This is a genomic window from Candidatus Dormiibacterota bacterium (assembly GCA_035635555.1).
GTDB lineage: Bacteria > Acidobacteriota > Polarisedimenticolia > Gp22-AA2 > Gp22-AA2 > Gp22-AA3.
Map to the genome: position 1 here is coordinate 124,778 of DASQAT010000035.1, position 19,693 is coordinate 144,470.

17 protein-coding genes and 1 pseudogene are annotated in these 19,693 nt (G+C 68.6%); 9 read left to right on the top strand and 9 right to left on the bottom strand.

The window, feature by feature from the left end; genetic code table 11:
- Nucleotides 1–442: 442 nt before the first annotated feature.
- Both VEW47_09210 and VEW47_09215 read right to left on the bottom strand, forming a co-directional pair.
- Nucleotides 443–1,624 (bottom strand): AP protein, encoded by a 1,182-nt coding sequence (locus VEW47_09210; GenBank protein HYS05355.1) that lies wholly within the window; start codon nucleotides 1,622–1,624, stop codon nucleotides 443–445.
- Nucleotides 1,621–2,817 carry an aminotransferase class I/II-fold pyridoxal phosphate-dependent enzyme gene (locus tag VEW47_09215; GenBank protein ID HYS05356.1) on the bottom strand — a complete coding sequence of 399 codons (1,197 nt, stop codon included), beginning with the start codon at nucleotides 2,815–2,817 and terminating at the stop codon, nucleotides 1,621–1,623. The genes VEW47_09210 and VEW47_09215 overlap by 4 nt, the downstream gene beginning before the upstream one ends.
- Nucleotides 2,818–2,915: 98 nt before the next feature.
- On the opposite strand from VEW47_09215, the gene VEW47_09220 reads away from it, so the two are divergent.
- The 7 genes and pseudogenes from VEW47_09220 to VEW47_09250 all read left to right on the top strand — a co-directional run bounded on the left by VEW47_09220 (nucleotide 2,916) and on the right by VEW47_09250 (nucleotide 7,195).
- Nucleotides 2,916–3,200: a Smr/MutS family protein gene (locus VEW47_09220; GenBank protein ID HYS05357.1), complete on the top strand. Its 285-nt coding sequence runs from the start codon at nucleotides 2,916–2,918 to the stop codon at nucleotides 3,198–3,200.
- A gap of 17 nt (nucleotides 3,201–3,217) precedes the next feature.
- Nucleotides 3,218–3,673 carry a hypothetical protein gene (locus VEW47_09225; protein HYS05358.1) on the top strand — a complete coding sequence of 152 codons (456 nt, stop codon included), beginning with the start codon at nucleotides 3,218–3,220 and terminating at the stop codon, nucleotides 3,671–3,673.
- A gap of 47 nt (nucleotides 3,674–3,720) precedes the next feature.
- Nucleotides 3,721–4,692, top strand: a complete 972-nt coding sequence (locus VEW47_09230) for a PhzF family phenazine biosynthesis protein (GenBank protein HYS05359.1) — start codon at nucleotides 3,721–3,723, stop codon at nucleotides 4,690–4,692.
- Nucleotides 4,693–4,709: 17 nt separating this feature from the next.
- The gene (locus tag VEW47_09235; GenBank protein ID HYS05360.1) at nucleotides 4,710–5,981 is read left to right on the top strand and encodes a cation:proton antiporter; all 1,272 of its coding nucleotides are present in this window, start codon (nucleotides 4,710–4,712) and stop codon (nucleotides 5,979–5,981) included.
- A gap of 36 nt (nucleotides 5,982–6,017) precedes the next feature.
- Nucleotides 6,018–6,509, top strand: coding sequence for an SgcJ/EcaC family oxidoreductase (locus tag VEW47_09240; GenBank protein ID HYS05361.1), 492 nt, complete (start codon nucleotides 6,018–6,020; stop codon nucleotides 6,507–6,509).
- Between the two features lie 29 nt (nucleotides 6,510–6,538).
- Nucleotides 6,539–6,841, top strand: a pseudogene (locus tag VEW47_09245) (NUDIX domain-containing protein).
- Between the two features lie 75 nt (nucleotides 6,842–6,916).
- Entirely contained in the window at nucleotides 6,917–7,195 is a 279-nt protein-coding gene (locus VEW47_09250; protein ID HYS05362.1) for a SelT/SelW/SelH family protein, read from the top strand.
- Nucleotides 7,196–7,258: 63 nt separating this feature from the next.
- Here VEW47_09250 and VEW47_09255 read toward each other — a convergent pair whose 3' ends face one another.
- Nucleotides 7,259–8,665: an APC family permease gene (locus VEW47_09255; GenBank protein HYS05363.1), complete on the bottom strand. Its 1,407-nt coding sequence runs from the start codon at nucleotides 8,663–8,665 to the stop codon at nucleotides 7,259–7,261.
- A 38-nt stretch (nucleotides 8,666–8,703) separates the two neighbouring features.
- On the bottom strand, nucleotides 8,704–10,719 hold the full coding sequence (locus tag VEW47_09260) for an oligopeptide transporter, OPT family (GenBank protein HYS05364.1): 2,016 nt from the start codon (nucleotides 10,717–10,719) through the stop codon (nucleotides 8,704–8,706).
- A 164-nt stretch (nucleotides 10,720–10,883) separates the two neighbouring features.
- Between VEW47_09260 and VEW47_09265 the strand changes: the two genes are divergently transcribed.
- Complete coding sequence (locus VEW47_09265; GenBank protein HYS05365.1) at nucleotides 10,884–12,968, top strand: peptidase M49; 2,085 nt, start codon at nucleotides 10,884–10,886, stop codon at nucleotides 12,966–12,968.
- 122 nt (nucleotides 12,969–13,090) lie between these two features.
- Nucleotides 13,091–14,470 (top strand): hypothetical protein, encoded by a 1,380-nt coding sequence (locus VEW47_09270; GenBank protein ID HYS05366.1) that lies wholly within the window; start codon nucleotides 13,091–13,093, stop codon nucleotides 14,468–14,470.
- Between the two features lie 63 nt (nucleotides 14,471–14,533).
- Here VEW47_09270 and VEW47_09275 read toward each other — a convergent pair whose 3' ends face one another.
- The 5 genes from VEW47_09275 to VEW47_09295 form a co-directional block, all read right to left on the bottom strand.
- On the bottom strand, nucleotides 14,534–14,704 hold the full coding sequence (locus tag VEW47_09275) for a hypothetical protein (GenBank protein HYS05367.1): 171 nt from the start codon (nucleotides 14,702–14,704) through the stop codon (nucleotides 14,534–14,536).
- A gap of 130 nt (nucleotides 14,705–14,834) precedes the next feature.
- Nucleotides 14,835–15,821 carry a tetratricopeptide repeat protein gene (locus VEW47_09280; GenBank protein HYS05368.1) on the bottom strand — a complete coding sequence of 329 codons (987 nt, stop codon included), beginning with the start codon at nucleotides 15,819–15,821 and terminating at the stop codon, nucleotides 14,835–14,837.
- Nucleotides 15,822–16,047: 226 nt separating this feature from the next.
- Nucleotides 16,048–17,433: a sigma-54 dependent transcriptional regulator gene (locus VEW47_09285; GenBank protein HYS05369.1), complete on the bottom strand. Its 1,386-nt coding sequence runs from the start codon at nucleotides 17,431–17,433 to the stop codon at nucleotides 16,048–16,050.
- Complete coding sequence (locus VEW47_09290; GenBank protein HYS05370.1) at nucleotides 17,418–19,250, bottom strand: ATP-binding protein; 1,833 nt, start codon at nucleotides 19,248–19,250, stop codon at nucleotides 17,418–17,420. Before VEW47_09290 ends, VEW47_09285 begins: the two co-directional genes overlap by 16 nt.
- Nucleotides 19,251–19,313: 63 nt before the next feature.
- Nucleotides 19,314–19,586, bottom strand: coding sequence for an HU family DNA-binding protein (locus VEW47_09295; protein ID HYS05371.1), 273 nt, complete (start codon nucleotides 19,584–19,586; stop codon nucleotides 19,314–19,316).
- Nucleotides 19,587–19,693 lie beyond the last annotated feature (107 nt).

Genomic DNA, 19,693 nt, shown 5'->3' on the forward strand with positions numbered 1-19,693 from the left:
TCCAGTGCGTCGCGTCGGGCGTCGGCGCCCAGAGGATCGCCGCGATTGCAAGACACCTGGCGGCGCCGGCCCCGGCGGTGAAGTTCCAGGATAAGAGGCGGCTACAGCGTACGGCGGGTCGAGGACGCACAATGGATCCTCCAGAACGGGATTCGGGTGAGGCGGGGTGCGGAGCAGCACCGGACGGGCCGGCGCGTCGCCTGCGCATCGTTTTCCTCTAGGGACTGTCCGGGAGGTTCGCCGATCTCGGCCGCTCCCCCCGGTTCGGCCGAAAAGTGCCTGACGTTGTCGGTCAGGGTGGTACCGTCGATTCGTACCAGCCTTATACCCCCATGCCACGCGAGGATCAACGGGATTCGGGGTAGGCGCCGCGGATTCCGATGCGGGGTGCCGGATCCCGCAACACACCCCCGCCGGCGTTTCATCGGACCCGCACGTCCGGTCAGCGCGTCGCGTCCGGGTCCGCAAACGCCGCCGGTATCGGCGGTCCCGCGGCGGGGTTGAACCTCACCGGGTCGAGATCGAAGAATTTCAGAACTGTCGCGGCGAGGTCCGCCTGGTGCACGGTCGGGTAGGGGGCGAGTTCGCCGACATCCGGGGTATCGGGGCCGATGACCGCGATCCAGATGTCCTCGGAGCCCGCGATCCCCTCATCGTGGTCGACCCAGTCGGCGGGGGTGACGCCGCGCCCATGGTCGGTGGTGAGGACGAGGGTCGTCCTGCCGCGGTACGTGTCGAGAGACTGCACCGTCTGCCACAGCGTCTTCAGATACCCGTCCACCACCTGGATGTAGTCCAGAAGTCGATCGTAACGCCGCGCGTGCGCCCAGTCGTCCGATTCATCCAGGGCGATATAAAGGAGCCGGGGGCGCTGCGTCTTCAAGTATTCGAGCGCGAGATGGAACGTCACGGCGTCGCTCCGGCCGACCTCCCAGAGCGCCATGATCTCGAACTGCAGATCAGAGAGATACGCCATGCGCGCGTTGGCGATCTCGGGCGGCACTCTCTCGTACCCGGCGTTGGTGAAGAACGCCTTGTCCTCGCTCGACGACAGCGCGGCGAACCCGTCCCAGGACCCGAAGGTGGCGACCTGTGCGCTGCCGAGGCCGAGCTCGCGGCGGACGAACTCGAGCACGGTCGGGTGGGCGTAACGCTTCACGTCGTTGCTCACCACGTCCGGCTGGTACTGCCCGGTCAGGATCTCCGCGTATCCCGGGGCGGAGAACAGGTGCGGGTTCCGGGGCTGCACGCTGCTCCCCTTCCCCTTGTCGCCGAGCACGACCCCCTGTCCCGCGAGCGACCCCCAGAAGAAGGGCCACAGCGCCAGGCGTCTCTGTTCCGGAGTGTCGCGCCAGTAGCGCGCGCGCGCCCGCTCGAGGTCGTAGATCCCCGAGCGCTTCTCCTTCTGCGAGATGACCTCGTCCATCCCGGCGAACATCTCCTGGATGCGCAGACCGTCCAGCGTGACCAGGATGACGTTGCGAGTCCGGAGGCGCCGGCCGGCGCGCTCGCCCGAAGAGGCCGCCGCGCGGCCGGCCGGGGCGGCCCGGAGGGAGGAAGCGACGCTCAGGAGGATCATCGCCGCGACGAGGCCCGCGAGGGGACGGCCGCGCCGACCCTTCATTCGGCGGCCGCCTGCCGGGGCCGCCGCCGCGGCGCCCGGCGGCGAGAAACCGTGATCCGTCGCCGCAGCTCCGCGAGGGTCGTGTCGATGCGCGCCAGCCCCCGCTCCAGGCGGCCGGCGTCATCGCCGTAGCCGACCCGGATGTAGTGGCCGATCCCGAAATGCGCTCCGGGGGTGATGAGGACCGATTGCTCCCGCCGCAGCCTGTCGAACAGGGCCACCGAGCCTATCGGAAGGTCGTAGCGCAGGAGGAGGATGGCGCCGGCCAGCGGAGGGATGCAGTCGAGAACGTCGCCGTGCGCGCCCATCCAGCGCTCGAGCCGCGGCAGGTTCGCCCGGAGGATGCCGCGCGTGCGCTCGAGAATCGCTTCGCGCCGGGAAGGCTCCATCACGATCTCGGCGAAGCGGTTCGAGAGATACGTGGGCGTGAGAGTCAGATAGTCGTGGTAGGAACACAGGCGCTCGACCGTCTTCGGCGGACCGACGATCCAGCCGGTCCGCAACCCGGGGAGCCCGAACGCCTTGGACAGCGAGCCGGTGACGAGCACCCTGTCGTGGCGCCCCCAGAACGTCGGGGAGGTCGCGCCCGACAGCTCGGCGCCGCGGTACACCTCGTCGGCGATGATCCAGGCGCCGCTCCTGCGCGCTGCGCGCACGACGGCATCCATCTCGTCCTCGCTCAGGATTCCCCCGGTCGGATTGTTCGGGTTCGTGACCAGGATCACCTTCGTCCGCCGCGTCACCGCGCGCTCGAGCCCCTCGACGTCGAGAGCCCAGCGTCTGCCCCGGTCGTCCCGTCTCTCGACCAGGCGGAACGGGTCGGCGCGCGAGGCGTAGGCCCGCGCCAGCCCCCAGCCCTGCAGGTAATTGGGGATCATGATGGCGGCGCGGTCGGTCGGCTCGAGCAGGCCCCAGAGGGCGACGTAGTTCGCCTCCGACCCGCCGTTCGTGACCATCACGTGGGCGCGCGTCGCCGCCCCGCCGTAGAACAGCGCGATCCGATCGCGCAGCGTCTCCGAGCCCCGCGAGGGCGGATATCCGAGACGCGCCTTCAGAAGCCATTCCGGCTCGGGCGATCCCTCCAGCAGATCCTCCAGGCGCAGCGGCAGGACACCGCTCTCCGACAGGTTGTACTCGACCTCGTTCTCGTACAGGCACTGCGTCCGTTCCATCCGGAACAGGTCGATGCGCATCGTCTCTCCACCGGGAAGCGCCCAAGAATAGCAGAGGCCGGCCGCCGGCGGACCGGCGGGATGACAGCGCTCGTCCGACGGTGCTAGTGTTACGCGCGATGGACAACGCCCCCGTCGCGCTGCCGATCGACGGAACGCTCGACCTGCACACCTTCGCGCCGCGCGAGATCAAGACACTCGTGCCGGACTACCTGGCCGCCTGCCGGGAGCGCGGCATCCTGCAGGTCCGCATCATCCACGGCAAGGGAACGGGGGCCCTGAGGCGGACGGTGCACGCGCTGCTCGCGAGGCTCGAGGAGGTGGCCGCCTTCAGCACGGCGTCCGAGGACGCCGGCGGCTGGGGAGCCACTCTCGTCAGCCTGCGGCCACCGCGGGGCGACTGATCGACCGGAGGAGAGGCGTGGCGAGCTTCCTCAAGGCGCTCCTGGTGGTGGGGGTGTTGATCGTCGTCGTGCTGATCGTCGCCGGGGTGGCGGGCTACTACTGGTACTCGAAGCACGGGCACGAGTTCATGGAGTCGGCCCGGCAGGCGCAGACCGAGGGGGCGCAGTTCGGCGAGGAGACGGACGACCAGGGGTGCCTGGACGAGGCCCTGGCCCGACACAAGAAGGCCGGCGGGCTCGCGCAGGCGATCGCCCAGAACCTTTTCCTGAAGGGGTGCCTCTCGTCCAGCGAGCAGACGGACGGATTCTGCGACGACGTCCCGAAGCGCAGGCAGGTGATGGCCAGCGCGACCTGGCAGATCAAGAAGTGCGGCGCCGCCGGGTTCAACGATCCCTTCTGCCGTCAGATCTTCGGCCAGGTCCAGGAGTACTGCGAGTCGGACCTGTCCCGGCCGGAGCACGACCGCAACTGACCACGCCCTATTTGCGAGTGTAGCGCCCCTCCAGGAGCATCGTCCAGGTGCGGCCTGAGCTTGACGGATCCGGCGGCGGGGCGCTAATCTGCACGGCCCGGGACACCATGCGCCATCGCTTCCTGACCGCCGACGTCTTCACCGATCGCATCTTCGGGGGGAACCAGCTCGCCGTCTTTCCTGACGGCAGGGGGCTGACAACCACGCAGATGCAGAGCACGGCGCGCGAGTTCAACTTCTCGGAGACCGTGTTCGTGCTGCCGCCGGAGTCTCCGGCGCACGCGCGCCGGCTGCGCATCTTCACGCCCGGAACCGAGCTGCCGTTCGCGGGTCATCCGACGATCGGCACGGCGTTCGTCCTGGGCTCGATCGGGGATCTCAGGCTCGAGGAGGAGTGGACCCGTATCGTGCTCGAGGAGGGGGTGGGACCGGTCGCCGTGCGCATCCGCGCCGAGGGAAGGCGACCGGTGTTCGCGCAGCTGACGGCGCCGCGTCCGCCCGAGTTCGGCCCGCCGGCGCCGGCGCGCGCCGACCTGGCCGCCATGCTGTCGCTCGACATCGCCGACCTTCTGGACGAGCCGAACGGACCGCAGGGCGTGTCGTGCGGTCTGCCGTACCTGTTCATCCCGCTCGTAAGCCGCGACGCCGTGCGCCGGGCGCGCCTGAGGCTCGACGTGTGGGACAAGGTGCTGGCGCGGTACTGGTCCCCGCACCCGTACATCTTCGCGTTCGATCCCGAGATCCCGGGGCACGACCTGCGCGCCCGCATGTTCGGCCCCGCGGTCGGCGTCGCCGAGGACCCGGCGACCGGCAGCGCCGCGACGGCCCTGGGCGGCTACCTCGGAGTCCGCGACCCGCGGAGCGCCGGGACTCTGCGTTACGTGGTCGAGCAGGGATTCGAAATGGGGCGGCCGAGCCTGCTCGAGATCGAGGTGGAGAAGAACGCGGGAGCAATCACGGAGATCCGGGTCGGCGGCTCCTCCGTGCTCGTGACCGAAGGGACGATCGAGATCCCCTGAGGAGGGGCTGCCGCGCCGTGACGCACCTGCCTCTCCTTCTGGCCCAGATCGTCGTCGTCATCCTGGCGACGCGCGTCGTCGGCTTCCTGTTCGCGCGGATCGGACAGCCGAGGGTCGTCGGTGAGATGGCCGCCGGGCTCCTGCTGGGTCCGTCCCTTCTCGGGCTCATCCTCCCTGGCGTTTCGGCGTCCCTGTTCCCGGCGGGGAGCCTGGACCACCTGAATTCCCTCAGCCAGATCGGTCTCATCCTGTTCATGTTCCTGATCGGGGCCGAGCTGAATCTCGGCGAGCTGCGCCGGCGCGGTCGGACGGCGCTGTTCGTGAGCAATGCCGGGATCGCGGTCCCGTTCCTGCTCGGTGCGCTTCTCGCGCTCGTCCTGCATCGCGATCTCTCCCCCGCGGGCGTTCCGGTCCTTCATTTCGCCCTGTTCGTCGGCACGGCGATGAGCGTGACCGCCTTTCCGGTACTGGCCCGCATCCTGGCCGAGTCAAACCTGCTCGGCACGAGGCTCGGAACCGTGGCGATCGCGTGCGCGGCGGTCGACGACGCCGCGGCCTGGTGTCTCCTCGCAGGTGTCGTCCTCCTGGTCCGGGCTCCGCAGGCGGGCGTTCCGCTCGGGTGGACCCTGGGTGGCGTTCTCGTCTTCGTCCTGCTCATGCTCGCCGTGGCGCGTCCGCTGCTCAGGCGACTCCGGTGGATCGAGCGCGAACGCACCGCCCTGACGCACGACCGCCTCGCGACCCTGGTTCTCCTGGCGTTCGCGTCGGCGTGGGTCACGGAGCGTCTGGGGCTCCACTCCGTGTTCGGGGCGTTCCTGATGGGATGCATCCTGCCCCGGGACCGGCGTCTGGCGCGCGCCCTGGCGGAGAGCCTGGAAGGGGCCGTCATCCTGCTCCTGCCGCTGTTCTTCGCCCAGACCGGGTTGCGCACGAGCGTGCGGCTGCTCGACCATCCCTGGCTGTGGCTCGTCTGCCTGCTGATCATCCTGGTGGCCGTGGCCGGCAAGTTCGGCGGCGCCGTGCTCGCCTCCCGGCTGACCGGCCTGCCCTGGCGCGAGGCCGCGGCCCTGGGCGTCCTGATGAACACGCGGGGCCTGATGGAGCTGGTGATCCTGAACGTCGGCCTCGACGTGCGGGTGATTTCGCCGACACTGTTCTCGATGATGGTCATCATGGCCCTCGTCACCACGTTCATGACGACGCCGATTCTCGGATGGCTCGATCCCGGACGCCTGCGCCGCCCGGCGACCGCGAAGTCACGCGCGAGCCGTGCCGCGACGGCCGGCTGAACGGACGGCTCACATCGAGCCCACAAGGAGGTCCCGATGTCACTTGGCAGCAGGTCGCTCGTCATGGTCCTCGCATGTCTCTCGTGCACCCTCGCTTCTGGTGCTACGGCGCGCCGTGACCCGCACTCCGAGGAGACGGCGATCCGCGCGCTCGACCGGAGGTGGGAAGAGGCGATCGTCGCGAAGGACCTGGACGGAACGCTGGCGCCCTATGCGGACGACGCCGCCTTCCTGGCCCCGAACGCCGCGGTCTCGTCGGGGAAGCCGGCGATCCGTTCCGCGTGGGCCGAGTTTTTCAAGTCACCGGGTCTATCGCTGACCTTCGGACCGATCACGGTGCGCGTGGCCCGCGCGGCCGACATGGCGTACGAGATCGGCACGTACACGATGAGCCTGGACGGGCCGAACGGCCGGGTGGAGGAGCAGGGGAAGTACGTCGTGGTCTGGACCAGGATTGGAGGTGACTGGAAGGTCGCGGCCGACATCTCCAACAGCAGCGGGCCGCCCACGGTCCCCGCCGGATCGTGAGCGATCCCACCCGGTTCATCGCGGCGGTCGTGGTCGCGCTGTTCCGCGGCGGCCGCGTGCTCGCGATGCGGCGCGCCCCGGACAAGGACGCCGGTGCGGGGGCGTGGGAGGCTCTCTCCGGCCGCGTCGAGCCGGGTGAGGACCCGCTGCAGGCGGCGCTGCGGGAGACGCGCGAGGAGTGCGGCCTGGAGCCGGCGATCGATCCGCGACCGATCGCGTCGTACCAGGCGAAGCGCAACACGGACGGCATGATCGTCGTGGTCTACCGGGCCGCCTCGGAGACCGGGGACGTCGTCCTGTCCCCGGAGCACGACCGCTTCTCGTGGATGACCCTGGAGGAGTTCACCCGGGCCTGCCCGTTTCCGCAGCTGGTCGAGGCGGTGCTGCGGGCCGGTTCGCAAGCCGCGATCGGCCGCCCGTGCCTCGAGATCGTCTACTGCACGCAATGCCGCTGGCTCCTGCGCGCCGCCTGGACCGCGCAGGAGATCCTGACGACCTTCGAAGGAGAGATCGGCGCCGTGGCGCTGAGGCCCGGGACGGGGGGTGTTTTCGACGTGCGACTCGGGGAGGAGACGATCTGGTCCCGCCAGACGCAGGGACGATTCCCCGAGATCAAGGAGCTGAAGCAGATCGTCCGCGACCGGATCGCCCCGGACAAGGACCTGGGTCACTCCGAACGGAAGTGAGGCCCCACGGCCCGCGTCTTCGGGGCATGCATCATATTAATACGTCCCATGCGGGGCGGATCTCTAGGCCCGCTGTCCGCGCCGGTACAGCAGCCAGCCGAAGCCGAGCAGCACGGCGCATCCCCCGATGAGCTTCCCCTCGTAAAACAGCCAGTCGGACCAGTCCATCTCACCGGGCGGCACGAGGGCAAGGACGATCGCGACCGCCGTGGTCGCGAAGCCGACGATTCCGACCAGAAGGGTTCCGGCGCGGCCGCCGGGAATCGGGATGATCCCGGGCGTGGTCTCGGCCCGTCCGGCCAGCTTCAGGACGGCGGCGAACAGATAACAGTAGGGAATGAAGTACACCACGATCGTGAAATCGGCGAGGAACACATAGGCCCGCTCGACATCGAAGCCGACGAAGCCGACCAGGATCAAAAGACTGGAGATCCCTCCGGTCACCAGAAGCGCAACGTGCGGGGTGGCGTACCGGGGGTGCAGGCGGCCGAAGGCGCGCGGCAGATAGCGGTCGATCCCGGCGACGAACGGGATGCGCGAGCAGCCCGCGAGCCAGGCGCTGCAGCCGCCCACGCCGCCGAGCGCGATCAGAAGAGCCATGAATCCCGCCAGGAACCCGAACCCCATTTTCTGCTGCACCACAGCGATGGCGGCGGCGACACCGTCCAGAAGTCCGATGTTGCCCTGGGGCAGCGTGACGAGAAGCGCCGCCGTCCCGAGGACGTAGATCAGGGTGATGATGACTCCCGAGATCAGGATGGCGCGCGGCACGTTCTTGCGCGGCTCGATGATCTCCTCGCCCATCAGCGCCCCCAGATCGAGACCCGAGAAACCGAAGCAGATGGTCGCGAAGAACGACAGCGTCGCGAATTTGAATACGGGGACGAGGGCCCGCGGCTCGAACGGAGTCGCGGCTCCGTAGCGCACGAGCGCGAAGCCGCCCATCAGGATCAGAAGCGTTGCCGGGAGCCAGGTGCCGTACGCACCCAGGTTGTTGAGCCAGCGGGCGCGTCTGAGACCGATCACGTTGAACCACACGACGATCCAGAAGATCACCAGCGAAACGGCCGCCATGAACGGCGGGCTCGACTCCAGTCCCTTGTGCTTCGCTCCCATCATGAAGACCAGGTTTCCGACCGTGAAGATGAGCAGGTGCGGGAAATAGACCAGGTTGTTGGTCCACAGGCACCAGCCGGAGATGAAACCGTGGTTGTCACCGAAGGCGTGCTTGGTCCAGGCGTAGATCCCCCCTTCCTCGGGATAGCGCGAGGTCAGGTGAATGACCGCCAGGCCGGAGGGAACGAAGAAGCACAGGAAGGCGAGCAGCCACAGCGGAAGGGCGGCGTAGCCGTAGCCGCTGGCCGATGTGAGCCACCAGCGCAGCCCCACGATAGCGACGACGTTGAGGAGGACGAGATCCCACAGCCCGAGCTCGCGACGCAGGCCGGTCGGCCCGCCGCCGGAGGCCATCGACGGCGCCGGCGCGCCGCTGTCCAGTCGGTCGGGTATCAGGACTTGATCCCCGCGAGCTTCTGCCGCGACTTGACGTACAGCAGGTAGCAGAGGCCGAGGAAGACGATCACGGCGACGGGATCCGCAAACCCCTTCATGCGATCCGCGAAGTGACCGCTGTGGTCCTGGATCCACGTGAGAAGATTCGTCTGGTGATTGTTCCATTCGATCATCGACATGCCCGCGATCAGGACGCCGGCGACCGATCCGCCCGCGACCAGGCCGGTGCTGTACAGCATCCCGGACGAGACTTCCGACTCGGACTCCTCTCGTCCGGTCATCCTCTCCACGATGAACCGCACCGCGCCGCCGACGAAGATCGGCATCGTGGTCGAGAGAGGCAGATAGGCCCCCACCGCCCAGGCCAGCGCCGAGATCCCCATCACCTGCACCGAAACCGCGAGCGCCGCCCCCACGAACACGAAGCCCCACTGCAGCTTGTGGCCGAGGATCCCCTGGATGAGCGTCGCCATCAGGGTTCCCTGCGGCGCCGGAAGCTTGTCCGAGCCGATCGGGCCGAACGCGGGCGAGTTGTGCATCAGGAACAGCGTCACGCCGATGGCGAACGCCGAGGCGAACACCCCGATGATGAAGCCGATCTGCTGCCGGTAGGGCGTCGCTCCGACCAGGTAGCCGGTCTTGAGATCCTGCGACGTCGCGCCGGCGTTCGCCGCCGCGGTGCTGACGATGGCGCCGATGACCAGCGCCGCGGTCTGGTAGGTGATCCCGGACCAGCCGACCGCCAGGAACAGCATGCACGTCCCCATGATCGTGGCGATCGTCATGCCGCTGATCGGGTTGCTCGTCGTGCCGATGATTCCGACGATCCGCGACGAAACGGTGACGAAGAAGAAGCCGAAGAAGATGATGAGGACGGCGACCAGGAGGCTGCTGGGGAAATGAGTGGGGAGGCCCGGCATGAAGGAGATCGCGAGCGCCAGGAAGAGCGAGCCGATCGCCACCACATTGATCGGGATGTCCCTCTCCGTCCGCCGCGTGGCGGCCGGCCCCGTCCCCTTGCGCAGACTCTTGACGCTGTCGCGGAACGAGGCCCAGATCGTCGGCAGCGTCCGGGCGAGGGACATCATGCCCGCCGCCGCCACGGCCCCGGCCCCGATGAGGCGGATGTAGGCCCTGTAGAACTGCTCGTTGAGGCCGTGCGAGGCGATCCAGGCGTCCGAGAACGACAGCGAGCGGAGCTGCTGGTGCAGCTGATCCTCGCTCACGAACATCGACAGGAGCGGCGTCAGGCCCATCCATCCCAGGATGCTCCCGGACACCATGATCCCGGCGATCTTCGGACCGATGATGTATCCCACCCCCAGGTACTCCGGGACGATCTCGCAGTTGACCGTCGCGTTCGGGTACGGCGAGGTCCGGCCGGTGACGTAGGAAGGGATCTCCTTGAAGAAACCGAGGACCGAGTTGAACGCCTTGTAGATCATCGCGGCCCACAGTCCCCCGAAGACCATCTTCGCCATCTCGCCGCCCTTCTCTCCGGCGACGAGCACTTCGGCGCACGCGGTCCCTTCGGGGTACACCAGGTTGCCGTGCTCCTGGACGATGAGCGAACGGCGCAACGGGATCATCATCAGGACGCCGAGGAATCCGCCGGCCAGCGCCATCATGAGGATCGGCCAGTATTTGAAGAAGCCCAGCCCGCCGGCTCCGGCCGACAGGAACAGGAAGCCGGTCACCGTGAAGACGATGCCGGCGGCGACCGACTCGCCGGCCGAGCCGATGGTCTGGACGATGTTGTTCTCCAGGATGGTCGAGCCGATCTTCTTGAAGACGGCGATCGACAGGACCGCGATGGGGATGGAGGCGCTCACCGTCACTCCCGCCCGGAGCGCCAGATAGACCGTGGCGGCGCCGAACAGGACGGCGAAGAAGGCACCCAGGAGGATCGCCTTCGGGGTGAACTCGGCGACGTTCGCTCCGTCCGCCACGAACGGCTTGAAAGCCTTCGCCGCGGACGCTTTGGAGGCGGCCGACCGGGTCTCGGTTGCCATGCCGAATCTCTCCTCTCGTCGAGACTGCGTGGTTTCCGGACTTTCCGAATTTCGGCGGACTGTACCTCACACCCCGGGGTGTGTCAACGGACCGGGCGGCCTATATATAATGACGCGCTGCGCCCGGGGCTCTCGTCGCCGCGGACCCGCGGTGCGGCATGGACATGACACCGCGAACCCCAAGGATGGCCCGGCTCGAGGCCTGCTCTCTGGCGCTGGCCTTCCTTGTGGCCGCCTGCGGCGGCGCCGGGACGGGATCGATGCCCCCTTCGAGCACGACCGACACGCGCCCTTATCTCCTCGAGACCGTCGGCGAATACGCCGTGTCGCGCGTGTACGCGGACGGATTCGAGGAGCTGTCGAAGAACGACCGGGCCCTGGCGTTCTACCTGTACCGCGCGGCCCTCGCCGGCCGCGACATCTTCTACGACCAGATGGGGCGTGACGTCCTGGAGATCCGGGATCTCCTGGAGGAGATCCTGATCCATCCCCAGGCAATCGACCCGAAGTTCCGCGAGCGGCTCCTGCTCTACCTCAAGCTCTTCTGGATCAACAACGGGAACCACAACGACCGGACCCGGCAGAAGTTCGTCCCGGAATTCACCTTCGAGGATCTGCAGACCGCGGCCGGGCAGGCTCAGCGGGCCGGCGCAAAGATCAAGCTGGCGTTCCGGGAGACGCTCCAGCAGAAGCTCGACCGCCTGCGGCCCGCCCTCTTCGATCCACGCGTCGACCCGCTCTCCACCTGCAAGTCACCCCCTCCCGGCGGCGACATCCTGACCTGCAGCAGCGTCAACTTCCAGGACGGCGTGAGCCTCGCCGACCTGAAGGGATTCCAGGAAACCCACCCCCTGAACTCGCGCCTGGTGAAGAAGGACGGCAAGGTCATCGAGGAGGTCTATCGGGCCGGGCGCGGCGACATCCCCCCGGGACGCTACGCCAAGGAATTGAAGGTCATGGTCGGTTTCCTCGAGAAGGCGCGGCCCTTCGCCGACGAGGCGCAGGGGGAGATCCTGGGCCACCTGATCGACTACTTCGCGACCGGCGACCCCGCGGCGTTCCGCGCCTACAACATCGCCTGGGTGAAGCACGAGACGCCGGTGGACGCGATCCTGGGTTTCATCGAGACGTACAAGGACCCGCGCGGCCAGAAGGGGGCGTTCGAGGGGATCGTCCACTTCGTCGACCGCCGGACCACCCGCCTGCAGAAGGACCTCGCCAACCTGGCCCAGCACTTCGAGGACAGGGCACCGTGGGACGAGGCCTACAAGCGCAAAGGGTTCAACATCCCGATCGCCAACGCCGTCAAAGTCCTCCACGCCGCGGGCGACTCCGGTCCGATGCCGCCGATCGGCGTCAACCTGCCGAACGAAGAGGACATCCGCGAGCGCTACGGCAACAAGAGCGTGTCGCTGGTCAACGTGATGGACGCGCACAGCCGGGCCTCCCACGCCCGCGTGGTCGAGGAGTTTTTCCTGCCGGAGGACCGCGCGCTGGAGATGAAGTACGGCTCCGTGGTCGACCTGCTGCAAACGACGATGCACGAGGTGCTGGGGCATGCCTCCGGCAAGGTCTCCGCGGGGCTGAAGGGGGATCCGCGCGAGCACCTGCGGGAGTACTACTCGGCCCTGGAGGAAGCGCGTGCGGAGCTCATCGCCCTCTACAACTTCTTCGATCCCAAGCTGATCGAGATCGGCGCCCTGCCCTCCCCGGAGGCGGCCGAGGCGGCCTACAGGGACTACGTCACAGACGACCTCTACAACCTGAGACGGGTCCGCCAGGGGGACGTCCTCGAGGACGACCACATGCGCGCCACGCACCTCATCGTCTCGTACATACGCGAGACCACGCATGCAGTCGAGACGGTGAAGCGCGACGGCAAGACCTTCTACCGAGTCAATGACATGGCCGCGATGCGCGCGGGGGTGGCCGATCTCCTGAAAGCCCTGCAGCGCATCAAGGGGGAGGGGGACTACGAGGCTGCCCGCGCCCTGACCGAGCGCTACGCCGTCCGCTTCGACCCGGTCCTGCGCGACGAAGTCGTGGCCCGGGCGGAGCGGGCCTCGATCCCGTCCTACGTCGCGTTCGTCATGCCGGACGTGGTGCCGGTCCGCGACGTCCTGGGAAATGTCGTGGACGCGCGCGTCGAGTACACATCCGACTTCACCACCCAGATGCTCCGGTACTCCGGGAAAGCCCCGCTGGAGGACCCTCTCGAGTCCCCTGCTCCGTCCGGGAGCGACCGCTAGTCGCACGCCCCGCGCGAGCGCGCGGAGTTCGAGCCCCTGCATTCCACGCGGCGCGATGGCCGGGCGCCCTGCCGCAACCTATATTGACGAAGGCCGGTCCCGGTCGCACCGCGAGGAGCGTCATGAAGTCGACTCCGTCGTTACAACGCCCGTGTCCAAGGGCCGCCACCGCACTCCTGGCGGCGGTCCTGGCCGCGCTCCTGTCCGCCTGCCTCACCTTCCGGCGTTACGACATGACGCGCATCCACCAGGATGCCGCCGCCCTGCCGCGCAACCCGGTCATCCTCATCCACGGGTTCCTCGGCAGCAAGATGAAGAACGTCCATACGCAGCAATCGGTGTGGGGCCGCGTCGTGAACGCCATCCGTCGGGGAAAGCCGGACGACCTGGCCCTGCCGATCGATCGCCTGCCGTTGAGCGAGAACCGCGACGACCTCGTGCCGTACGCGATCTGCGAGTCGGTGCTCGGCGTCAAGTTCTACGGCGCCATCCTGCAGGCCCTGAGGGAGGTGGGGGGATACCAGCTCGGGGACATCAACAACCCGAAGGCAGGCGACACGGCGTACATCTATTACTACGACTGGCGGCGCGACAACGTCGAGTCGGCCATCGGCCTGGGACGGGCGATCCACAGGATCAAGACGCGGCTGCGGTCCCCCGGTCTGCGGTTCGACATCGTCGCCCACAGCATGGGCGGGTTCCTGGCGGAGTACTATCTGAAGTACGGCACGGTGGACGTGCTCGAGCACGCCGGCGCGGCCCCGGTCACCTATGCCGGTGCCGCCGACATCGGCCGGATCGTGACCATCGGCACGCCGCACCGTGGCACCATGTCGGCCTTCCGGATCCTGAACAACGGGTTCGCGCGCACCATGTCGCCGCGCGAGATCTTCAGCATGCCGTCGGTGTACCAGCTCCTGCCGGACGACCCGACCGGGCATTTTCTGGACATGCAGGGAAACCAGGTGGCGGTGGATCTCTATGACGCGCGGACCTGGGTCGAGAACCGCTGGGCGATCTGGAGCCGCAGGGGCGCCGAGAGCGGCGAGGCCCCGCCTCCGCATGCGGAGCGCTTCCTGCAGGCCGCGCTCGACCGCGCCCATGCCTTCCACGCGGCCCTCCGCAAGGATGCCCCCGGCGACGCCCCCGTGGTGCCCATCCATCTGTTCGGGTCCGACTGCATTCCGACGCTCGATCGCGTGGTCCTGAGCCCGGCTGCGGAGGGAGTCGAGATCCTGTTCAACGACGGGACGGAACCGTTCCGTAACGCCCGGGAGCTGGAGAGGCTCATGCTGGCCCCCGGCGACGGAACCGTGACGGCCGACTCGCTCGTGGGGCTGTTCCCGGCGCCGCCCCCCTCATCGACGGCGTCGACGTTCTTCTTCTGCGCGACCCACGGTCTCCTGCCGGCCAACCGCGGCTTCCAGGACAACCTGTTCTACGTCCTTCTGGGACAGGGGGCGCGCAAACCCTCGGTCGTGCCGGCCGTCCAGGGCGGTTAGCGGGTCGACTGGCGACCCGCATCCCTTTTCAAATTCGCAATGACGGAATGGAAACGGCGGGGACTATCCGCGCGGCGCGGTGGACGGCGCAGTCGCGGCGGCAACGGCCACGGACGATGCTCGTGCCGAGATCTTGAGGATCAGCTTGAACAGGAGCGACAGCGCCAGGGCTCCGACACCCAGACCGAACATCACGCACAGGAAAATCACCGCGAACAGGAAGAACATGTCCATAAGACCGCCACCCCTCTGCAGAAATCGGGGGGTGGCGCCTGTCGCCACCCCCTCGTTCGTTTCATTCCAACCGCGAGCGCAAGGCTAATATAGGCGCCCGCGTCCGTCAAGCAAGCCCCGGCGCGCTCGATCAGTTCGACGATTCTTGCCCGCCCTCCGTGATGTTTTCGTCGTCGACCGTTCCGCCCAGGCGCGCCAGGTTCGGCCCGGCGTGGTCCGATCCGCCCGCTTTCACGGCCTTTCCATACGCCTCCTTCGCCTTGTCGGTCTGTCCCGTGCGCTCGTAAGCCATGCCAAGATTGTTCTGGAAGAAGCCGACCGCCGGGTCGAGGCGCACCGCTTCCTCCAGATAAGGCACGGCCTCGGAGAAGCGTCCCTGGCCGATGAGGGCGTACCCGAGGTTGTTCTGCGCGTAGGCGTTCGCGGCGTCCTTCTCGACGGCGGTCTTGAACGCCTCGACCCCTTCGTCCTTGCGGCCGAGGTTCAGGAGGGCCCGACCGCGCACGTTGTGAGCCGGGGAGCTCTCCGGATCGAGAGCGATCGCCTCGTCGGCGACCTCGAGCGCCTCCTCGTACGAGCCGGCGTCGTTCAGCACGCGGCCCAGGTTGACACGGGCCTTGACCGAGCCCGAGTCGAGCGACGCCGCGGACGTCAGCGACGTGATCGCCTCGTCGAGCTTCCCTTCCTTCCAGAGAGACAGTCCGAGCAGGTAGGCGGGATAGAACCGATCCGGGTGCCCGTCCACCTCCGCGCGGAGATAACGAGTGGCGGACGCGTAGTCACCGTCCTTGAAGAACCCCTCACCCTTGCCGTAGAAGGTTTCACCCTTCTGCAGCACCAGGTTCTCCGTGACGCCGCCCGGCAACCGACCCTCCGTTCCCGTGATCGGCACCGGGCCGAGGGTGCCCCCCGCCGTCCCTTCCTGCGACGAGGGATTCACCGGAACGCCCGGCTCGGCCGGTCCGAACTTCGCCGGCACGAGCTCGGACGCGCTCCCTCCGTGCCCGGCATTGCGATCCTTCGACTGCACGCCGACGATGACGACTCCCGCGGCCGCGACGACGATCGCCGCGCCGCAACAACCCACGATCCATTGTCCAGTCCTGCTTGTGCTCATGGTGGTTCCTCCTTGCCGGCCACGCATAGCGAGACCGGTGCCAGGCGCTCGCGGAGGGCCGGGCGGATCCCGGCAACGGCGTCAGATACGGAGACTTGCAGGCGCGGACCCGAGGGCGCGCGACGCCCGCGGCCCGTCGGCGGAGCGCTCCGGGGGTGTCCCGCCGACGACAGCCTGCGGCCGGGCGCACACACGTCGTGGAGGGGCGGACACGCGGGGGTTGCCGTTAATCGGGCGGAATCGTGATGCCGAGAGCCTTCAACTTCTTGTAGAGGTGGCTGCGCTCGAGGCCGAGCTCACGGGCGGTCCTGGCCATCTGCCACCGGTTGCGCTCGAGCGCGGTCCTGAGTGCGGCCCGCTCGGCATCTTCGAGAATCTGGCGGAGCGTCGGCGTCACGGGGGCGGGCGCGGGACGCGCCGCCGGCTCCGGAGTACGGGACGACCCCGGAGCGGGTGGTGGCAGGACGGCGCGCGCCTCGTCCTCGACGATCGTCTCCCCCGCCGCAAGCAGGGCCAGACGCTCGACGAGGTTGCGCAGCTCACGCACGTTCCCCGGGTAGTCGTGGGCGACGAGCAGGCCGAGCGCACCGTCCGAGAACCGGCGGGCGCGAGTCGCCCCTTCGCGCCGGGCCAGGTCGAGGAAGTGGGACGCCAGGGCCGGCAGATCCTCGCGCCGGTCGCGCAGGGGCGGCACGGCGATCGGCAGGACGGCGAGCCGGTAGTAAAGGTCCTGGCGGAACGAGCCCGCCGCCATCGCGGCGCGCAGGTCGCGGTTAGTCGCGGCCACGACGCGCGCGTCGACGCGCAGGGGGCGCTCCCCTCCCAGGCGCTCGATGGTCATGGTGTCGAGGGCGCGCAGGAGCTTCGCCTGGAGCGTCGCGGCGATCTCGCCGATCTCATCCAGGAACAGAGTCCCCCCCTGGGCCCTTTCGAACCGTCCGATCTGCCGGCGGAGCGCGCCCGTGAACGCTCCCTTCTCGTGCCCGAACAGCTCGCTTTCGAACAGCTCGGCCGGAAGCGCGGCGCAGTTCACCGCGACGAACGGACCCTCGCGGCGCGCCGAGGCCTCGTGGACCGCGCGCGCCACCAGCTCCTTGCCCGTGCCGTTCTCGCCCGTGACCAGCACCGGGCTCTGGCTCCCCGCCGCACGCGTGATCTCGCCGCGCAGGGCCCGCATCGCGGGAGACTCTCCGACCAGCGGGTTGCGCTCCGCCAGGACGCCGCGCAGCTCGCGGTTCTCGCGGCGCAGGCGACCGAGGGCCAGGGCGTTGCGCGCGCTCAGCATCAGGCGCTCGGGATCGGGCGGCTTCTCGATGAAATCGTGCGCCCCCTGCTTGACCGCGAGGACAGCCTTCTCGATGCTTCCGTGGCCGGTGAGCACGATCACCGGCGCGTCCAGTCCGGCGTTCTTCATGTCCTCGAGGACCGAGAACCCGTCCCTCTTCGGCATCTGCAGATCGAGGATGACCAGATCGACGTCGTCGCGGCGCAGGAGGAGGATCGCCTCCTCCCCGTCCGCCGCCGCGAGGACGCGGTGCCCCTCCAGGTCGAACAGGCGCTGCACGGAGGCGCGGATGTTCTTCTCGTCGTCGGCGATCAGGACGGTCCCCATGCCTCCTCCTTCGAGCCCGGAGTGACGACCTCGGCACCACGCCCCGCCGGCCCCGCGGGCGGCGCCGTGGCCGAGGGAATGAAGACGCGGACCTCCGCGCCCCCCTCCGGGCGGTTCCCCGCCTCGATGCGGCCGCCATGGTCGAGGACGATGCGCCGCGCGATGGCGAGCCCCAGCCCGCCGCCACCGGGACGGGTCGAGACGTACGGCTCGAACAGACGTCGCAGGACCGCCTCGCTCATCCCGGGGCCGGTGTCGCGGACGCGCAGCTCGGCGCCGTCCTCGAGGGCCTTCGTGATCACGGTCACGGTGCCACCCGTCTCCTGAAGCGCCTGCACGGCGTTCACCAGGAGATTGTTGATCACCTCGCTCATGCGATCGGGATCGATCAGGACGGCGCCCAGGGCGGGATCCAGATCGGCGGCAATTCCGGCACCGGCGCTGTTCTCGGAATAGAGACGCAGCACGCCCCGGACCAGATCGTTCAGATCGGCCGGACGCGGATGTGGCAGGGGCAGCCGGCCGAAGCGCCCGAAGTCCTCCAGAATGCCGCGCATCCTGTGGATCTCCTCCTGGATGGTGCGCACCGCCTCGTCGAAAGCGGCATCGAACTCTCCCGGCCGCAGGCGGCGCGTCCTGACCAGCCCCTCGAGCGTCAGGAGGATGGGGGACAGCGGGTTCTTGATCTCGTGCGCCACGCGCCGGGCCACCTCCTCGGCCGCCGCCAGCCGCTCGGTCTGACGCAGCCGCTCGCGGCTGTCGGCGAGGCTCCTGGCCATCCGGTTGAACGAGGCGACGAGCGCCCCGACTTCGCCCGGTCCCTCGGCGTCCTCGAGCGGCTCGTAGCGTTCCTCCGCGATGCGACCCGTCATCTCCTCGAGCCTGCGCAGCGGGCCGGTGACCCCGCGCGCCAGCACGAGGGCCACGACGAGCGAGCCCAGGGCACCGGTCACGACCACGACGAGCGCCACGAGGGACAGGGATGACGACAGTGCCTGGAGCCTCTCCTGCGACACGGCGGCCAGTAGCGTGCCGACGTCCTCTCCCTTCTGATCGTGCAGGCGGATCGTCCGGACGATGTGCGGAACCCCCCGGACCCGCATCCCGCCGCCGTCGAGCGAGCCGGGGCTCCAGCCCGCAGGAACCGGCAGCGGGTTCTTGGGGTCCGAGGCGGTCAGGATGGTCCCGTCGCGATCCAGGAGGACGGCCTGCACCGTCCCCGCCGGTGACAGCCGCCGGAGGAGGGTCGAGTCGAGGAACCGTCCGCCGACCAGGTGGAGCGTGCCGCCGGGGAACTCGATCGTCCGCCGGGACTGCAGCGTCAGGACTCGTCCGATGCCGGGAGTGATGTTCTCTTCGAGAAACGACGAGCCCGTGACGGACAGAAGGAGCTTGTCCCGCTCGATGCGGCCGACGCTGGCCGGCGCGTGGCCGGAGGAGACGACGACGCCCGTCGCGTCGAGGATCGAGAGGCAGTCGAGACCGACCTCGTCCATCAGTCGCGGGGCGACATCGGCGAGCCCCGGGAAGAAGAAGACCACCGGGGCGCCGCGGCCGGGCCTCGTCGCGGGTGCTGCGCGGTACCGGGGATCGTCCTCCAGGAGGCTTCCGGCCGTGGCCAGCGCCTGGGTCGCGTCTTCCCCTTCACGCTGGATCGCGGCGCCGAACTCGGCGAGCGCGTCCTCGATGCGGCGCACGTCCTCCGCGCGCACGAGGGCCATGACCCGTTCGCGAATGAACCAGACGACCGCCCCCGGCGGGGCGATGCTGAGAACCAGGAGCAGTGCGGTGATGCGGGCCCGGAGGCCGAGTCTCATGACGCGAAGATATCACGCCACCGGCCGGACTCCGGGAATCGAATCGATCGGAAGGACAGGCTCCTAACGAATCTCCGACTTCATCATCTTGCCCGACGTGAAGCGCACCACCCGCCGGGCCGGTATCTGGATCGGGGAACCGGTCTGCGGGTTTCTGCCGGTGCGGGCCTTGCGCTTCGCGATCGTGAAGGTCCCGAAGCCCACCAGGCTGGTCCGCTCCCCTCTCTTGAGTGTCCTGGTGATGTGCTCCAGGAGAGAATCGATGACGCGCGCCGCATGGACCTTCGTCATCTTGGTGTCCCGAGCCACCCGGGCCGTCAGTTCCGCCTTGTTCATTACCCCACCTCCTGAGAACCCCCGGTGCACAAAACGGTCTTTTATCTAGGAACAGCAATTGGCGCGCTTATAGCAAATGCACTACGGGTTGTCAATGAATGGAGGAC